This is a genomic window from Ensifer sp. Root954 (genome assembly GCF_001429005.1).
Classification (GTDB): Bacteria; Pseudomonadota; Alphaproteobacteria; order Rhizobiales; family Rhizobiaceae; genus Ensifer; species Ensifer adhaerens.
The window spans coordinates 65196-80997 of sequence record NZ_LMJM01000001.1 but is presented as its reverse complement, the minus strand read 5'-3'; the positions used below and the strand labels follow the sequence as shown (position 1 = coordinate 80997).

The window sequence follows — 15802 nt, the reverse complement described above, 5'->3', positions numbered from 1 at the left end:
CTGGCGCGTACTTCGCCCGCCGGCGTGCGGAGCGTCAGACGCGGGCGGCTGAAACACCGGACAATCTGGCCGTTGAACCCATGGCGGCGGAGTAACGACATGAACCAGACAATCGGGCAGACCAAGCCGACCAGCCTTCTCTATCTCGACGGCGTCTCCGTCTCCTTCGACGGCTTCAAGGCGTTGAATGCGCTCTCCTTCGTCATCGAACCCGGCGAGCTACGAGCGATCATCGGCCCGAACGGCGCTGGCAAGACGACGATGATGGACATCATCACCGGCAAGACGCGGCCGGACGAGGGGCAGGTGTTCTTCAAGGGCGAGATCGACCTGTCGAAAAAGGACGAAGCGGAGATCGCTTCGCTCGGCATCGGCCGCAAATTCCAGAAGCCGACGGTGTTTGAAAGCCACACGGTTTGGGACAATCTCGAGCTGGCGCTCAACCGCAAGCGCGGCGTGTTTCCGACACTCTTTTACCGACTGACGGCAGAGGACAAGGCTCGGATCGAGGAGATCCTTGCGACCATCCGCATGTCGTCGCGCAGCAGCGATCTCGCCGCCAACCTTTCGCACGGGCAGAAGCAATGGCTGGAGATCGGCATGCTGCTTGCCCAGGAGCCGGAACTGCTGCTGGTCGACGAACCGGTCGCCGGCATGACCGACGCGGAAACTGCCGAGACAGCCATCCTGCTGAAGGAGATCGCCAAGACCCGATCGGTCGTGGTTGTCGAGCACGACATGGGCTTCATCCGTGAACTCGGCGTCAAGGTCACCTGCCTTGCCGAAGGAGCGGTGCTGGCGGAAGGCTCGATCGACTTTGTCAGCAGCGATCCGAAGGTGATCGAGAACTACCTTGGCCGGTGATGACCCACACCGAAAATCCCGAAGGAGGGCGCGCCATGCTCAGCGTCGAAAACGTCAATCTTCACTACGGCGCCGCGCAGGCGCTGCGAAACGTGTCGATCACGGCCGAGATGGGCAAGATAACCTGCGTGCTCGGGCGCAATGGCGTCGGCAAGTCGAGCCTGCTTCGGGCGATCACCGGTCAGCATCCGGTCAGCGCCGGCGCGATCGACTTCAACGGCGCAGCACTCGCCGGCATGGCGCCCTATCGGCGGGCAAAAGAAGGCATCGGCTACGTCCCCCAGGGGCGTGAAATCTTCCCGCTGCTGACGGTCAAGGAGAACCTGGAGACCGGCTATGCGCCCCTGAAGCGCGGCGACCGCTCGATACCCGAGGACGTCTTCAACCTCTTTCCGGTGTTGCGCTCGATGCTTGGTCGCCGTGGCGGCGACCTCTCTGGCGGGCAGCAACAGCAACTGGCGATCGGCCGCGCACTGGTGACGCGACCGAAGATCCTTGTGCTCGACGAGCCAACAGAGGGCATCCAGCCCTCGATCATCAAGGATATCGGCCGGGCTATCCGCTATCTCAGGGATTCGACCGGCATGGCGATCCTCTTGGTCGAGCAGTATCTCGATTTCTGCCGCGAACTCGCCGACCACGTCTACATCCTCGATCGGGGCGCTGTGGTCCACGAGGGCGCAGCCGAAACACTGGACACATCAGAGGCGCGCCGCCATCTGACGGTGTGATCGCATCCTGAACAGTTACACCTGCGGTGCTCCGGCGTCGGGTTTCGCGGCGTCCGAGGCAAGCGACTGCTGGCTCTTGAGGCAAAAGCACCTTCTCAAGGGAGCGGAAATTCTCCCCCCTGCCATAAAAGCGCCTTCTAAAATCACTAAATCTATGCAGTAACTGACGTATTTTATTGAGAATGGTGCAGTTTGGGTGTAGGACATCCTAAGCGAAAGAGTGCGGCCGTCACAACCCGTTACCCCCGGTAAATGCCGCGGGAAGGGGCGTTGTGGCGGCTTTCCTTGTTCAGGAAAGTGAAGTGACATGTTGACCAAAAAAGGAAAATACGGGCTCAAGGCCCTTGTCGACCTGGCTCAACTGGAGCCCGGAGAGACCGCCTTCATCACCGAGATCGCCACGCGGAACAATATTCCGAAAAAGTTCCTGGACGCGATCCTGCTCGAACTGCGCAATGCCGGCATCCTGCGCTCGAAGAAGGGCCCGGGCGGCGGCTATTCGCTCTCCCGGCCAGCCTCCGACATCCGCATCGGCCAGGTCATCCGCACGCTCGACGGTCCCCTGGCACCGATCCGCTGCGCCAGCCGCACCGCGTTCGAGGCCTGCGACGACTGTGCCGATCCGGTCAACTGTCATGTGCGCAAGTCGATGAGCAACGTTCGCGACGCGATCGCCTCGATCCTCGACAACATGACGCTGGAGCAGTTCGCCGCCAACGACAACGCGACCGAGATCGTCGCCTTGAGGGACGCTGAGGCCGGCTGACCTCCGCGCATCCGTTCTTTACTGGGTGCCTGAGATCGCGAGACGCGGCGGGACAATCGCGGAACTGCAGCGTCACAGCTTTCTGATGATCGCGGCGGCTGCAGGCGGCGCTATGATTTCGAGCAGGCGCAGCAATCGCGCCTTGCCGACATGGATGCGGGGCCCGCCCGGCTCGAGCGCACGCAGGATTTCCTTCGCCGCATAGGCCGCGCTGACCTTGTCCTTTCCCCGCCCTGATGTCATCGGGGTATCGACGAGCGGCAGCACCACATCAACCACTTTGACTGCGCCTGCCTGGTGCTGGACGGAAAGTGCATCCGAAAACATGCGCAGCCCCGCCTTGGTGGCGCTGTAGACCGCCGCCGTCGTTTTCGGATAACGGGCGAGTGCTGAGCCGACATTGACGATGACGAAGGGGCGCCCGGGCGTCTTCGGCAGAAGCAGCCGCGACAACAGCATCGGCGCGACGAGATTGGTATCGACTTCGTCCGCGATTTGTCCGGCGTCGTAATGCGGGTCGTCGAACCGGACATTGTGCTGGATGGCCGCGTTGTTGATGAGACCGTCGATCGGATCGCCCGCCATCTTGGCTCCGCAGGCGATGGTTGCGGCCCGATCGCAGAGATCGAGCACCCGCGTTTCGATCCTCCGGTTTCGCAGCGTCAAGTCCTCCAGTCGCTCCCGGTCGCGGCCAAGTGCTAAGACATCGTGCCCCCTCGCGGCCAGTTGCAGTGCGATCTCCCTGCCGATTCCCGAGCTTGCCCCGGTGACGACGTAGCGTGCCATGTGATCTATTTCCCGTTGTTGCGCAGTCGAATCTGCAACGGGAGGACGGGGATGGCATTAACCGAAGTTAAGCGCGGAGAGGGCGCTGCGATTTCGCTGTTCGAGCGCATCGCCCGGCATCCGCTGGCGCAGGCGGAGCGCCTGGCCGAGGCGATGCAGGTGCGCAGCGTGAGGGCTGGCGAAACGGTCTTCCATCAGGATGAGCCGCATCCCTATGTCTATGTGATCGAGCGCGGCCTGGTGAAGCTCACCTATCTGCGTGCCAATGGCGAGGAGTGGATCAAGTCCTTCGCCATCGAAGGGCGGTTCTTTGCGAGCCTCTCGGCGCTGGTGCCCGCCGGGCGGGCGAGCTTTTCGGCAATTGCGGTCGAGGAGAGCCGCCTCGAGAGAATTCCGTTCGTGACGCTGCAGGCGCTGGCCGACACCGACCTTGGCTGGTCGCGGATGATCCGAAGTGCGCTGATGATGCTTGCCGAGCGCAAGGAGCGCCGTGAACGCCAGTTCCTGACGCTTGATCCCGAGGAGCGCTATCGCGCACTGCTCGTCGAGGAACCGGAGGTGGTCGCACGGGTGCCGCAGAAGGACCTCGCCGGCTATCTCGGCATCACCCCGGTCGGCCTCAGCCGCATCGCCAAGCGAGTGCGGGCGGAGGCCGACACCAGGCTTAACCCGGGTTAATGCGCGGCATCCGACAAGGAGCGATACCAGGCACCGTTGCAACAACGGAGGCGCGACTTGACCAAACAGAAAACGGCATCGGATTTCCTGCTCTTCCTCAGATCCTGGGCGGCGAGACCGCTGGAGGTCGCGGCGATCGCGCCTTCGAGCAGACGGCTGGCGGTCGCCATGACCACCGAGATCGGACCGCTCTCCGGCAATGTGCTCGAACTTGGGCCTGGCACCGGAGCCTTCACGCGGGCACTGCTTCGCAACGGCGTTTACGAGGACAATCTCATCCTGGTGGAGCGCAATCCGGCTTTCGCCATGCTGTTGCGGGAGCGGTTCCCGAGCGCGACGCTGATCGAGGGCGACGCCCAGCACCTGGCCCTGCCGGCGGTGAAGTCCGTCGGGGCGGCGATCAGCGGCCTGCCACTTCTGTCCATGCCGGCGCAGACCGTGCGGGCGATCCTCGCCTCGGTCTTTCATCACCTTGCCGAGGATGGAAGCCTGTTCCAGTTCACCTATGGACCGCGATGCCCGATCTCGCTCCAGGTTCTGCGCGAGCTTGGGCTCAAGGCCTCCTTTCGGCGCTGGGTGCCGCTCAACCTGCCGCCTGCCAGCGTCTATCGCATTTCCCGGAATAGTGCCTGAGCGCGATGGCCCCGTTTCCCGCCGGCGCGTGGGCGGCACCGGGTGACAGGTAAGACTTTCTCGGGCTTCCGCCCAAGTCAAAATCCATTTGCTGTCATTGTCTATAGAATAAGTTCATTATTACGCCTCAACCAAGGAGAGGCGGATGAGCAACGTACACTTCCTCAGAGAACCGGCGCCGGTGAACGCCGAACATGACGAAAGGCGACGGGAGCTTTTTGCCCGTGCCGAGGCGCTGTCAACCGATCTTGCCCGTCAGGGCGCCGAACTCGACCGGGTGGGCGCGCCGCCGCGCGAGGAGATCGAGGCGCTCCGCCAGGCTGGTCTGTTGGCGGCGTTGCATTCGCCGGAGATCGGTGGGGCCGGCTTGAGCTGGATCGACGGGCTGCGGCTGGTGCGCGTCGTCGCGCGCGGCGAAAGCTCGATCGGGCAATTGCTGGGCTACCACTACGTCAACAGCCAATACGTCTATTGGGCCGCCGCCGATCCCCGGCAAGCCTGGATGCTGGGCGCCGAAACGGTCGAGCGGCAGCTCTACTGGGGTGCAGCCGTCAACCCGCGCGACCCCGGCCTGACGCTCGAGCGGCGCGGCGCGCACTACGTCTTGAACGGCCGCAAGACGTTTTCGACCGGCGCGCATGTCTCCGACCGCATCAACGTCAATGCCACACTCGACGGCAAGATCGCCAATTTCGTCGTGCCCACCGACCGTCCCGGCTATATCGCGAACGACGACTGGGACAATATCGGCCAGCGCCTGTCGGACAGCGGCAGCGTCGAGTTCCGCGACTTTCCGGTTTATGGGCGAGACTTCATCCAGGCGCTTGCCGAACCCTTAGATCCGCCACCGGTGCAGGCGACCTTCAACACGCCGCTGATCCAGCTCGTCTTCGTCAATTTCTATCTCGGCACGGCGCAGGGGGCGCTGGCAGCAGCGCTCGACTACGTCCGCAGCACAACGCGTCCCTGGGTGACGTCCGGCGTCGAGCGTGCCGGCGACGACCCCTATATCCTTGAGGCGATCGGCGAGCTCCAGACGAACCTGAAGGCGTCGGTTGCGCTGGCCGATGCGGCTGCGGCAGCGGTCGAAGCGGCCTTGTCCGAGGGCAGCTCGGTAACGGCCGAGGCGCGGGGCGCGGCGGCGATCGAGGCCTATGCGGCCAAGGTGCATTCCACCCACGTGGCGCTTGACGTGACGGCAAGGGTGTTCGAATTGATGGGCGCGCGCGCCACGGCTGGACACTATCGCTTCGACCGCTACTGGCGCAATGTCCGCACCCACACGCTGCATGACCCGGTCGCCTACAAGGCGCGCGAGGTCGGCGACTTTGCGCTCAACGGACGGATCCCGCCGATAAGCCTTTACAGCTGAACCTGACGCATAGGGTGACTGTGCGTAGAAAAACGCCGCCTGAACAAAGGTTCCGGCGGCGTTTCTTTGATGTCTTCGCTTAAGCGGAGGCCGCGATCGCCTGCCGCTGGCCGGCGAGGTCGCGATAGCCGGCGCCCGGATGCGGCGCTGCAAGCCTCGGACCGGCCCCGAAGAGCTTTTCGCGGAGCGTGCCTTCGCGGTAGCCGGTCTTGTAGACGCCGCGCCTTTGCAGTTCCGGCACCAGCAGGTCGACGGCGTCTTCGAAGGTCCCGGGCGTGATGGCATAGGCAAGGTTGAAGCCGTCGACATCGGTGTCCTCGACCCATTCCTGGAGGAGATCGGCGACCGTCGAGGGCGAGCCGACGAAGACGGGGCCGAAGCCGCCGATACCCACCCAGTCGGCCATTTCACGCACGGTCCACACCCGGTCCGGGTCGATGGTCGTAAAGGTCTCGACGGCCGATTGCACCGCGTTGGTGTAACGGTGGCGAAGCGGCTCGTCCGGGGCGAACTGGCCGAAATCGATGCCTGTCCAGCCGGAGATCAGCGCCAGGGCACCCTCGTAGGACACGTGGCTGCGGTATTCGTCGAACTTCTTCTTCGCCTCCGCGTCGGTTTCGCCGAGGATCACCGTCTGCAGATTGAAGGCGAGGATTTCGCGTGGGTTGCGGCCGGCGCGCGCGGCTGCCTCGCGGACATTGGCGACATAGCGCTTCAATACGGTTTTGGATGGCGCGGCGACGAAGATGCATTCGGCGTGCGCCCCGGCAAAGTCCTTGCCGCGGCTCGAAGAGCCGGCCTGGTAGAGCACGGGCGTGCGCTGCGGCGACGGTTCGCTCAGGTGAATGCCGGGAACAGTGAAGTGGCGGCCGTGATGGTTGATCGGATGCACCTTTTCCGGATGGGTGAAGATACCGCTTGCCCGATCGCGCACGATGGCGCCGTCCTCCCAGCTTCCTTCCCAGAGCTTGTAGCAGACCTCCAGATATTCCTCGGCGAGATCATAGCGGTCGTCGTGGCGCGCCTGCTGCGCCTGGCCGATGTTGAGCGCGCCGCTGTTGAGGTAGGAGGTGACGATGTTCCAGCCGACACGCCCCCGGGTCAGATGGTCGAGCGTCGAGATGCGGCGGGCGAAGGTATAGGGATGCTCGAAGGAGAGCGACGCCGTCAGCCCGAAGCCGAGATGCTCGGTCTCGTAGGCCATGGTCGGCACCAGTTGCAGCGGGTCGTTGACCGGGACCTGGGCCGAATGCCGAAGGGCTGCATCCGCATTGCCGTTCAGCACGTCATAGACGCCCAGCACGTCGGCGATGAACAGGCCGTCGAACTTGCCGCGCTCGAGCGTTTTTGCCAGATGCACCCAGTAATCGAGATCCTTGTAGCGCCAGGACTGGTCGCGCGGATGGGTCCAGAGCCCTGGCGACTGGTGGCCGACGCAGTTCATGTCAAAGGCATTCAGCCGGATTGCGCGGCTCATGGGGCTCTCCTTCGGGCAAGGTTGGGCGTTGCCCAAAGCGCCGGTCACGCCTCGGGACGATCGCGCGCGGTCGATGGGCTCAGAGTGCGCCGTTCTTCGGCGGCTTGATGCCGTTCAGGTGGTAGTTGCCGACAACGTGATGCTTCCAGCGCACCGGGTCGTGCAGCGTGTGGGTGCGGGCGTTTCGCCAATGGCGGTCGAGGTTGAGGCCGATCTTCGTCGATGCGGTGCCGGCGAGTTCGAAGAGCGTGTTGCTCGCTTCCAAGGCGATTTCGGTCGTCAGGACCTTTGCCGCGGCAACGGCAAGCGTCGCTTCGATCACGCTTTCCTCGGTACCGTTGATCTGGGCGACGTCGACCTTTTTGCCGGCACGCTCCACCGTGGCCGTTGCCGCCTCCAGGCGGATGGCAAGCTGGCCGATGCGGGCGATCGTCAACGGATCGTCGGCCGCCCGTTCGGCGCCACTGTCCATCCAGGGGCGCGCATGATTGCGGACAAAGTCGAGGGTTTCGGCAAAGGCTGCCCGGGCAATGCCGAGATCGATGCCGGCATGGATGATCTGGCCGACGCTACCGATCGTCGTCGGCCTTTCGAAGCCGCGGTGATGGCGCACCACCGCATCGGCGGCCACATAGACGTTCTGCAGCACGGTCGTGCCGCTACCGGTCGTGCGCTGGCCGAAGCCGTCCCAGTCGTCGATGATCTGCAAGCCCTCCGCGCCGCGCGGCACGAAGGCCATGGTCAGCTTGTCGTTCGGATCAAGGGCGAAGATGACGATCCATTCGGCAAACAACACGCCGGTCGAATAATATTTGCGCCCGTTCAGACGGAAGCCGGGGCCGTCGGAGGAAAGCCGGGTCTCATAGTCGCCGACGGTTTTCGTGCCACGCTCCGAAAGGGCGTTGCCGAAACGGTCGCCGGCAAGCGCCCGGCCGAAGAAAAAGGCCTTTTGCTCCTCGGTGCCATCGGTGCGCAGCGCCTCGAGAATGTAGAAATGGTTCTGCGGGATCTGGCCGATCGAGGAATCCGCTTCCGAAAGGATGGCGGTGACTTCGGCAAGAACGGCATTGGAGACGTCTATGCCGTCATACTCCGGCGGCACGGTGATCGCCAGCAGGCCGGATTGGGCGAGCGCATCGAGCTCGTCGAAGGGCAGAATGCGATCCGTGTCCCGCTCGTTGGCACTCCCTGCAAATTCCGCCGCCAGCTCACGCGCGATCGACAGCGCTTCCTCTTCGCTTTCGATCCGGTGCGCCGGGGCTCTAGTTTTCTCGGAAAGCCGCGAGATCGTTCCCATGTGACTGCTCCCTGTCGATTGAGGTGCATATCAGTGAATTATCTGGCCTGATCGGGTAAGATAGTATATTCTATAGAAATTATCGATTTGAGTATTTCGTTTCGGCCTTGATGGCGACTTGGTGTTTACCTTCGGGTCGGGATGGGTAAGATCGATTCGGGGGAAGGCCAGGGAAGAGGACCCTGGTAACGGTCGGCGGCGTGTATGCTCACCGATTTCCCGCCAAAATTGACTGCGGCTCAGGGAACCATCGCCCGATTTGTGCATTTGCCTCATCGCCTGCAGTTTGACCCGTCGTGTGGCCCCAGAGTATCGGCCACCCGGCACGAACACAAACATATGCTGACAGAATTGGCCATTCGCGTTTCCCGGCCTTAACCACTGAAGGAGACACAAATGACGAATTTCCTGCCTGCTCTCCATGAAGGGCACGCCTCCATCACGCTGCAGAACCTGTTTCGTGATGCTCTGGAGGCCTATGATGACTGGGGCGCCAACATGCCCGAGCCCATCGTTGCGTTCGAAGGCAAGCGCATTCCCATCAGCGAGGTCTTCGACTGGATGAAACCTTGCAGCGACATCATGCCGGCAAACCTCATCGGCATCGTAACCGACCGGCTGAACAAGCCGTGGAGCGGTGAAGGGCCGCTCGACGCCATGACCGTCTCGACGGCCGCGCGTGTCATGTCGGTGCTGACGCGGCGGCAGCTGCGCAGCTTCGGTCGCGGCTCGATCGAGATCTTCGCCGACCGCTTCAACCATCCGGTCCACGCCAGCGCGTGAGACCGGTGACCTCAGGGGAGCGCGCGTGCGCGCTCCTCGTTCCCGGCGGGTATCCGTCACGGATTTTCCCGCACCTTGCCGACCCCTTCCTTGGAGCATCGCCTTCCCGTAAACACGAGGGGAGAGCAAGCGGATGTTCGAGCGGACCGGGGGCGGCGTGAATTTTCGACAATTGGAAGTGCTGCGCACGCTGTTGGCGACCGGATCGACGATTGCGGCCGCCAAGACGATGGGGCTCAGCCAGTCCGGCGTCAGCCGGCTGTTGCAGCAGCTCGAGGAAGAGCTGTCGCTGACGCTTTTTGCCCGTGACAAGGGCCGGCTGATTGCGACGCCCGAGGCGATGAAGCTCGCCGAGGATGCGGAGCATATCTTGCTCGGCATCGACCGGTTCACCAATCTGGCGCAGGACCTGCGCAGCGGCGCAGTCGGCCCAGAGGTCGTGCGCATCGGCCTGCCGAACAGCATGTCCGAGACCTTCGCCCCGGCGATGCTCGCCGACTATGCCAAGGATTTTCCCGGCGTGCGCGTCGAAACCTTCTTCGACACGACCGTTGCGATCGCCCGCCTCGTCGAGCAGCGCATCATCGATTTCGGCTTCCTGCGTTATGAGGGGCAGCTGAGCGCCGGTCTCGAAATGCAGCCGGTCGCAACCGGCCTCAGCGTCTGCGTCATGGAAAAGGGGCACACGCTTTCGCAGCACGAAACCGTGACGCCGAAGGAACTGCGCGGCGTGCCCTTGATCCTGATCGGCCGCCGCCGGCCGACGCGGGTCATGCTCGACGAGATTTTCCGCAAGGCCGGCGTGCCGCAAAAGGTCAAGATCGAGACCCACAGCAACAGCTCGGCCTGCGCCTACGCGGCCTACGGCCTTGGGGTCGCGATCATCAGCAGCTTCTTTGCCAATCTGCACCGGCACCTACCGATCGAGATCCGTCCGTTTTCGCCGCACCTCACCCAGGATTTCGGCGTCGCGACGGCGGCTGGCGTACCGCTGTCGCTCGCAGCCCAAGCCATGATTGACTGCCTCAAAAGGCAGGTCGCCGCTTCGCAGCAGCCGTGAGACAATGGCCTCAAGGTTGCGGCCATTGGCAATGGGACGGGCGCGACACTACATTGCCGGCCGATACGAACATTAGAGCGGATAAGATCATGTTTCAGGCAGCCACCATCGACACAGGCGACAAGCGCGCTTTCTACGCGGAGCTGGCCCAGCAGCTCGAATCGCTGCTTCATGGCGAGCCGAACCTGATCGCCAACGCGGCGAATATGTCGGCGCTGATGTTCCAGACCATGCCGAGCCTCAATTGGGCGGGGTTTTATTTCCTCGAAACCGACGACGAACTCGTGCTGGGACCGTTCCAGGGCAAGCCTGCCTGTGTGCGCATCGCCGTCGGCCGCGGGGTCTGCGGAACGGCCGTCAAGGAAGACCGCTCGATCCTTGTGGAAGACGTCCATGCCTTTCCGGGGCACATCGCCTGCGATGCGGCCTCGCGCTCGGAACTCGTCGTTCCCGTGCGGCGTGACGGCCGGGTGATCGGCGTCATCGATCTCGACAGCCCGGAGCCTGCACGCTTCGACCGCGACGACCAGATCGGCATCGAAAAACTTGCGGCGATCTTCGCAGCGGCAATTGCATAGGGCCGCCGCCGTGGATGATCTGGCAAGGACTGACAGGCTTTTGCTTCGGGCCGCACCATGACGGATGCCGCTCAGCCCGTCGATGTCGAAACGCATGCGCGCGTGGCCCGCAAGATCGACATCGTCGTCATCGGCGCCGGGCAGGCGGGACTGTCTTCTGCCTATCACCTGGGCCGGCTCGGGCTGGCGCCTCACAGGCAATATGTCGTCATCGACCGGTCGCCGCAGCCGGGCGGGGCCTGGCAGTTTCGCTGGCCGTCGCTGACCTTGAATACGGTCAACGGTATTCACGATCTTCCCGGCATGAGATTTTCCGAAGCGGTCGATACCAGCAAGGGCGAGGTTCACGCGGCCGTCGCCGTGCCGCAGTATTACGGCGCCTATGAGAAGGCATTCGGTCTGCCGGTCCGCCGGCCGGTGGCCGTCAAGGTCGTGTGTGACCGCGGCGAGCGCTTCAGGGTCGAGACGGACGACGGGGCTTATGCTGCCCGCGGCATCATCAACGCGACCGGCACCTGGGAGGCACCCTATATCCCGCCCTATCCGGGCGCGGAGCGCTTCAGGGGACGCCAGCTGCACACGAAGGATTATCAGTCGGCAGCGCAATTCGCGGGGCAGCATGTGCTGGTCGTCGGCGGCGGCATCTCCGCCATCCAGCTGCTCGATGAAATATCGCAGGTGACATCGACCACGTGGGTAACGCGGGAGGAGCCGGCCTTCCGCGACGAACCGTTTACGCCAGAGGTTGGACGCGCCGCCGTAGCCATGGTCGAGGACCGGGTTCGCCGCGGCCTGCCGCCGGGCTCGGTCGTCTCGGTGACGGGCATTCCGGTGACACCTGCGATCATGGCCGCACGCGCACGCGGCGCGCTCGAGCGCCAGCCGATGTTTGCCGAAATGACCGAAAACGGCGTGCGCTGGGCCGACGGGCGCGAACTGGCCGTCGATGTCATCCTCTGGAGCACCGGCTTCAGAAGCGCGCTCGATCACCTGGCGCCGCTGCAAATGCGCAATGCTGACGGCGGTATCCTGATGACCGGTCGCCTGGCGACTCAGGTGGCAAAAGACCCGCGCATCCATCTCGTCGGCTACGGGCCGTCGGCTTCCACCATCGGTGCGAACCGGGCAGGAGGCGCTGCCGCCCGCGAACTGGCCGATTTTCTTCATCTGACCTGACGGAAACCGGCGCGATCGCGCCGGCTTCCTCGCCAGCGCGCAGCCGGGCACCGCCCACCCGATCGCGATGAAGTTGCATGCCCTTTTCATAGAGGTATGACATTTACTCATAATATTGCGCGATTTTTTCCAATCGATCATAGTCCTTGCAACAAGAGAGCCGACGGGCGGGAGAATCGCGGTAACGCGTGCGGCCCGCCTCAGTACGGGGAACCCATGATCAAATTCATTCTCAATCGTCTCGTGATGGCGATACCGACGATCGTGATCGTCTCGGTTGCCGTCTTCACGCTTATCCGCCTCATTCCTGGTGATCCGGCAGCGCTGATGCTCGGCGATATGGCCGAACCGCAGCAGATTGCCGCGTTGCGCGCGGAGCTCGGTCTCGACCGCAGCATCCCGGAGCAATTCGTCATCTGGGCCGGCAACATTCTCTCCGGCGATTTCGGCACCTCGATCGTCACCGGCGAGCCGGTGCTGCATCTGGTCGTCAGCCGCTTCTTCGTCAGCGCCGAAATCGTCGTCATCGCCGTGTTTCTCGCGAGCCTTATCGCGGTTCCGGCCGGCGTCATCGCCGCCTGGCGGCAGAACAGCCTGACCGACCTGGCGCTTGTCGGTTCGGCGACCGTGCTTCTGTCGATCCCAACCTTCTGGCTCGGTCTTCTCTTGCTGCTCGCCTTCGGCCTGAAGCTCGGCTGGCTGCCGGTGCTTGGCTACGTGCCGATCTCGGAGAACTGGAAGGCCGGCCTTCTCTATCTGGTGCTGCCGGTCATGACGCTTGTCATCCACGAGATGGGCGTGATCATCCGCATGGCCCGCGCCTCTACGCTCGAAGTGCTGCGGCTCGATTACATCACCCATGCCCGCGCCAAGGGGCTTTCGGAAAGTGCCGTCCTCTGGCGCCACGCCTTCAAGAACGCCTTCGGCCCGACCTGGACGATGATTGGCCTGATCCTCGGCAACCTGCTCGGCGGCATCGCCGTCATCGAGACGGTGTTCACCATTCCGGGTCTTGGCCGTCTGATGGTCGATGCGATCTTCCAGCGCGACTATCCGGTGATCCAGGGCTGCCTGCTGCTCGTCGCCTTCTCCTATGTCGTCGTCAATCTGGTGGTCGACCTCCTCTATCCTCTCTTCGATCCGCGGGTGGTGGCAGAATGAGAAAGCTCACTTTCAACGGCGCCATCGGCGGCGGCCTGATCGGCCTGCTGGTCATCACCGCCCTCATCGGCCTTTTCTGGACGCCTTATGATCCGATGGCGCTCGGCTTCACCGCGCGGCTTGCCGCACCCGGTGCAGCGCACTGGCTCGGCACCGACGAGTTCGGCCGCGATGTCGCCAGCCGCCTGATGGTCGGCGCCCGTGCCAGCGTCTGGATCGGCTTCCTGACCGTCACCTTCGCCGTCGTCTTCGGCACCTTCATCGGCATCGTCAGCGGCTATGCGCGCGGCTGGGTCGATGGCGTGATCATGGCGATCAACAACGCGCTCCTGGCCTTCCCCGGCATCCTGCTGGCGCTCGGCCTGCTCGCCGTCTTCGGCGCCAACCAGTACGGCATCATCTTCGCGCTCGGCATCGCCTATACGCCGTCAATGGCCCGCGTGGTGCGCGGAGCGGTGCTGTCGCTGCGCGAACGCGAGTTCATCGAGGCGTCGCGGGTGATGGGCAATGGCGAGATTTATACGATGCTGCGCCATATCCTGCCGAACTGCGTCGCGCCGATCACGGTGCTTGCCACCTCGATGTTCGGCTGGGCGATCCTCTCGGAAAGCGCGCTTTCCTTCCTCGGTCTCGGCGTGCCGCCACCGGCACCCACCTGGGGAAACATGCTCGCCGCCGGCCGCCCCTTCATCGAACAGGCCGTCTGGCTCGGTTTCTTCCCCGGTCTCTGCATCGCTCTCACTTTGCTCGGCATCAACCTTCTGGGCGACGCGCTACGCGACCGTCTCGACCCCCGCATGCGAGGCCTGAAATGACCGGCAATCCTCTTCTCAGTGTCCAGCGCCTTTCGCTTGCCGTCACTCACTCCGGCAACCAGGTAGTGAAGAACGTCAGCTTTGACGTCGCGCCCGGCGAAATCGTCGGCATCGTCGGCGAAAGCGGCTCCGGCAAGACACTGGCGACACGCGCGATCATCGGGCTCATTCCGCCGGCCGTCCGCCGTATCGGCGGCACGATCCTCTACCGGGGTAAGGATGTGCTCGGCATGAAGGACCGGGATCTCCGCCAGCTGCGCGGCGGGGAGGTCGGCGTCGTCTTCCAGGAGCCGATGACCTCGCTCAACCCGTCGATGACCATCGGCCGGCAGCTCGAGGAAGGGCTGATCCTGCACACAAAGATGTCGGTCGAGGAGCGCCGCACGGCGATTCTCTCGATGCTTGGTCGCGTCGGCATACGCGAGCCGGAGCGGGCGTTGACCGCCTATCCACACGAGTTCTCCGGCGGCATGCGCCAGCGCATCATGCTCGCCTCGGTGATGCTGTTGAAGCCAGCCTTGCTGATCGCAGACGAGCCGACGACCGCGCTCGATGCCGTCGTCCAGCGCGACGTCATGGAGCTGATGGTCGAGTTGACCCAGGCCGAGGGCACTGCAGTGCTGCTCATCAGCCACGACCTGCCGATGGTCGCCCGCTACACCAACCGTTTCGTGGTGATGGAAAAGGGCGTCGTCGTCGAGCAGGGGCTGACCGAGGAGATCCTGCAGGCGCCGCAGCATCCCTATACCCGCAAGCTGCTTTCGTCGCTGCCGTTCCGTGGTGCTGCGCGTGAGCTCGACATGACCCGCACGCCGATGGTTTCGGCGCGCAATATTGTCGTCGAGTATCCCGGCCGCAAGGGTCTCTTCCGCAGGCACGAGCCGAAGCGCGCGCTGCACGGCGTCAGCGTCGATATCCATGTCGGAGAGGTCGTGGCACTGGTCGGCGGTTCCGGTTCCGGCAAGACGACGCTCGGCCGCACCATCGCAGGCCTCGTCCAGCAGGCCGAAGGCGACATCCTGTTCCAGGGCCGCGAGCGCAGCGCCGACTGGCGCGATTATAGGCTGAACTGCCAGATGGTCTTCCAGGATCCCTATTCGTCGCTCGATCCGCGCATGACCATTCAGGCGCTGGTCGAGGAAGCGCTGCGGCTGGTGCCGGATCTCGACACGCCGGCCAAGCGTCGCCGTGCGCTCGAAACGCTTGAGGAAGTCGGGCTCAGCGCCGATTTCGCCAATCGCTATCCGCATGAGCTCTCGGGCGGCCAGCGCCAGCGTGTGGCTATCGCCCGCGCCATCGCACGGCGGCCAAAATTCCTGATCGCCGACGAGCCGGTGTCGGCGCTCGACGTAACCGTTCGCTCTCAGGTGCTGGAACTCTTCTCGAACCTGCAGAAGCGCTACGGCTTCTCGTGCCTGTTCATCAGCCACGACCTCGGCGTCGTCGAGCAGGTCGCCGACCGCGTCATCGTCATGCAGGACGGGCGCATCATCGAAGAAGGCGACCGCAACCGGATCTTCGATGCGCCGAAGGAGGCCTATACCCGCAAGCTGCTGTCGGCGATCCCGGCGCTCGATCTCAACCAGACCGGTGGCGTCACCCTCAAATGGCGGCTGGAGGCCTGA

At 63.8% G+C, this 15802-nt stretch carries 16 protein-coding genes; 13 read left to right on the top strand and 3 right to left on the bottom strand.

The genetic code is table 11. The annotated features are described in order from the left end of the window. Nucleotides 1-99 precede the first annotated feature (99 nt). From urtD to ASE71_RS00330, 3 genes are all read left to right on the top strand, one after another. On the top strand, nucleotides 100-864 hold the full coding sequence (urtD, locus tag ASE71_RS00340; protein ID WP_060522009.1) for an urea ABC transporter ATP-binding protein UrtD: 765 nt from the start codon (nucleotides 100-102) through the stop codon (nucleotides 862-864). 35 nt (nucleotides 865-899) lie between these two features. Then, nucleotides 900-1595 carry an urea ABC transporter ATP-binding subunit UrtE gene (gene urtE, locus ASE71_RS00335; protein ID WP_029742910.1) on the top strand — a complete coding sequence of 232 codons (696 nt, stop codon included), beginning with the start codon at nucleotides 900-902 and terminating at the stop codon, nucleotides 1593-1595. Nucleotides 1596-1902: 307 nt separating this feature from the next. After that, on the top strand, nucleotides 1903-2361 hold the full coding sequence (locus ASE71_RS00330) for an RrF2 family transcriptional regulator (protein WP_060522010.1): 459 nt from the start codon (nucleotides 1903-1905) through the stop codon (nucleotides 2359-2361). A gap of 72 nt (nucleotides 2362-2433) precedes the next feature. On the opposite strand, the gene ASE71_RS00325 is transcribed toward ASE71_RS00330, so the two are convergent. Then, the gene (locus ASE71_RS00325) at nucleotides 2434-3147 is read right to left on the bottom strand and encodes an SDR family NAD(P)-dependent oxidoreductase (RefSeq protein WP_060522011.1); all 714 of its coding nucleotides are present in this window, start codon (nucleotides 3145-3147) and stop codon (nucleotides 2434-2436) included. Between the two features lie 51 nt (nucleotides 3148-3198). Here ASE71_RS00325 and ASE71_RS00320 point away from each other — a divergent pair, with 51 nt between their 5' ends. From ASE71_RS00320 to ASE71_RS00310, 3 genes are all read left to right on the top strand, one after another. Continuing rightward, nucleotides 3199-3825, top strand: coding sequence for a Crp/Fnr family transcriptional regulator (locus ASE71_RS00320; RefSeq protein WP_060522012.1), 627 nt, complete (start codon nucleotides 3199-3201; stop codon nucleotides 3823-3825). A 57-nt stretch (nucleotides 3826-3882) separates the two neighbouring features. Then, nucleotides 3883-4458, top strand: a complete 576-nt coding sequence (locus ASE71_RS00315) for a class I SAM-dependent methyltransferase (RefSeq protein WP_034805750.1) — start codon at nucleotides 3883-3885, stop codon at nucleotides 4456-4458. A 145-nt stretch (nucleotides 4459-4603) separates the two neighbouring features. Continuing rightward, nucleotides 4604-5830 (top strand): acyl-CoA dehydrogenase family protein, encoded by a 1227-nt coding sequence (locus ASE71_RS00310; RefSeq protein WP_060522013.1) that lies wholly within the window; start codon nucleotides 4604-4606, stop codon nucleotides 5828-5830. A 79-nt stretch (nucleotides 5831-5909) separates the two neighbouring features. Here the strand turns inward: ASE71_RS00310 and ASE71_RS00305 are convergent, their stop codons facing one another. Together ASE71_RS00305 and ASE71_RS00300 are read right to left on the bottom strand one after the other, a co-directional pair. Beyond that, nucleotides 5910-7307, bottom strand: a complete 1398-nt coding sequence (locus ASE71_RS00305; RefSeq protein ID WP_060522014.1) for an LLM class flavin-dependent oxidoreductase — start codon at nucleotides 7305-7307, stop codon at nucleotides 5910-5912. 79 nt (nucleotides 7308-7386) lie between these two features. Further along, nucleotides 7387-8604 (bottom strand): SfnB family sulfur acquisition oxidoreductase, encoded by a 1218-nt coding sequence (locus tag ASE71_RS00300; protein WP_060522015.1) that lies wholly within the window; start codon nucleotides 8602-8604, stop codon nucleotides 7387-7389. Nucleotides 8605-9000: 396 nt separating this feature from the next. Between ASE71_RS00300 and ASE71_RS00295 the strand changes: the two genes are divergently transcribed. The 7 genes from ASE71_RS00295 (at nucleotide 9001) to ASE71_RS00265 (ending at nucleotide 15802) form a co-directional block, all read left to right on the top strand. Further along, on the top strand, nucleotides 9001-9387 hold the full coding sequence (locus tag ASE71_RS00295; RefSeq protein WP_034805768.1) for a hypothetical protein: 387 nt from the start codon (nucleotides 9001-9003) through the stop codon (nucleotides 9385-9387). Nucleotides 9388-9544: 157 nt separating this feature from the next. Next, nucleotides 9545-10447: a LysR family transcriptional regulator gene (locus ASE71_RS00290; protein ID WP_034805970.1), complete on the top strand. Its 903-nt coding sequence runs from the start codon at nucleotides 9545-9547 to the stop codon at nucleotides 10445-10447. Nucleotides 10448-10536: 89 nt separating this feature from the next. Beyond that, entirely contained in the window at nucleotides 10537-11025 is a 489-nt protein-coding gene (locus ASE71_RS00285) for a GAF domain-containing protein (protein WP_060522016.1), read from the top strand. Between the two features lie 57 nt (nucleotides 11026-11082). After that, the gene (locus ASE71_RS00280; protein ID WP_060522017.1) at nucleotides 11083-12201 is read left to right on the top strand and encodes an NAD(P)-binding domain-containing protein; all 1119 of its coding nucleotides are present in this window, start codon (nucleotides 11083-11085) and stop codon (nucleotides 12199-12201) included. Between the two features lie 216 nt (nucleotides 12202-12417). After that, entirely contained in the window at nucleotides 12418-13362 is a 945-nt protein-coding gene (locus tag ASE71_RS00275; RefSeq protein WP_060522018.1) for an ABC transporter permease, read from the top strand. Beyond that, nucleotides 13359-14177 (top strand): ABC transporter permease, encoded by an 819-nt coding sequence (locus ASE71_RS00270; RefSeq protein WP_034805777.1) that lies wholly within the window; start codon nucleotides 13359-13361, stop codon nucleotides 14175-14177. Before ASE71_RS00275 ends, ASE71_RS00270 begins: the two co-directional genes overlap by 4 nt. Further along, on the top strand, nucleotides 14174-15802 hold the full coding sequence (locus tag ASE71_RS00265) for an ABC transporter ATP-binding protein (RefSeq protein ID WP_060522019.1): 1629 nt from the start codon (nucleotides 14174-14176) through the stop codon (nucleotides 15800-15802). The genes ASE71_RS00270 and ASE71_RS00265 overlap by 4 nt, the downstream gene beginning before the upstream one ends.

Excerpts from the sequence above, each read along its gene's own strand:
- ASE71_RS00270 (WP_034805777.1), top strand. The coding sequence starts at position 13,359 with ATGAGAAAGCTCACTTTCAACGGCGCCATCGGCGGCGGCCTGATCGGC.
- ASE71_RS00285 (WP_060522016.1), top strand. The coding sequence starts at position 10,537 with ATGTTTCAGGCAGCCACCATCGACACAGGCGACAAGCGCGCTTTCTAC.
- urtE (WP_029742910.1), top strand. The coding sequence starts at position 900 with ATGCTCAGCGTCGAAAACGTCAATCTTCACTACGGCGCCGCGCAGGCG.
- ASE71_RS00280 (WP_060522017.1), top strand. The coding sequence starts at position 11,083 with ATGACGGATGCCGCTCAGCCCGTCGATGTCGAAACGCATGCGCGCGTG.
- urtD (WP_060522009.1), top strand. The coding sequence starts at position 100 with ATGAACCAGACAATCGGGCAGACCAAGCCGACCAGCCTTCTCTATCTC.
- ASE71_RS00330 (WP_060522010.1), top strand. The coding sequence starts at position 1,903 with ATGTTGACCAAAAAAGGAAAATACGGGCTCAAGGCCCTTGTCGACCTG.
- ASE71_RS00275 (WP_060522018.1), top strand. The coding sequence starts at position 12,418 with ATGATCAAATTCATTCTCAATCGTCTCGTGATGGCGATACCGACGATC.
- ASE71_RS00295 (WP_034805768.1), top strand. The coding sequence starts at position 9,001 with ATGACGAATTTCCTGCCTGCTCTCCATGAAGGGCACGCCTCCATCACG.
- ASE71_RS00320 (WP_060522012.1), top strand. The coding sequence starts at position 3,199 with ATGGCATTAACCGAAGTTAAGCGCGGAGAGGGCGCTGCGATTTCGCTG.
- ASE71_RS00300 (WP_060522015.1), bottom strand. The coding sequence starts at position 8,604 with ATGGGAACGATCTCGCGGCTTTCCGAGAAAACTAGAGCCCCGGCGCAC.
- ASE71_RS00265 (WP_060522019.1), top strand. The coding sequence starts at position 14,174 with ATGACCGGCAATCCTCTTCTCAGTGTCCAGCGCCTTTCGCTTGCCGTC.
- ASE71_RS00325 (WP_060522011.1), bottom strand. The coding sequence starts at position 3,147 with ATGGCACGCTACGTCGTCACCGGGGCAAGCTCGGGAATCGGCAGGGAG.
- ASE71_RS00310 (WP_060522013.1), top strand. The coding sequence starts at position 4,604 with ATGAGCAACGTACACTTCCTCAGAGAACCGGCGCCGGTGAACGCCGAA.
- ASE71_RS00305 (WP_060522014.1), bottom strand. The coding sequence starts at position 7,307 with ATGAGCCGCGCAATCCGGCTGAATGCCTTTGACATGAACTGCGTCGGC.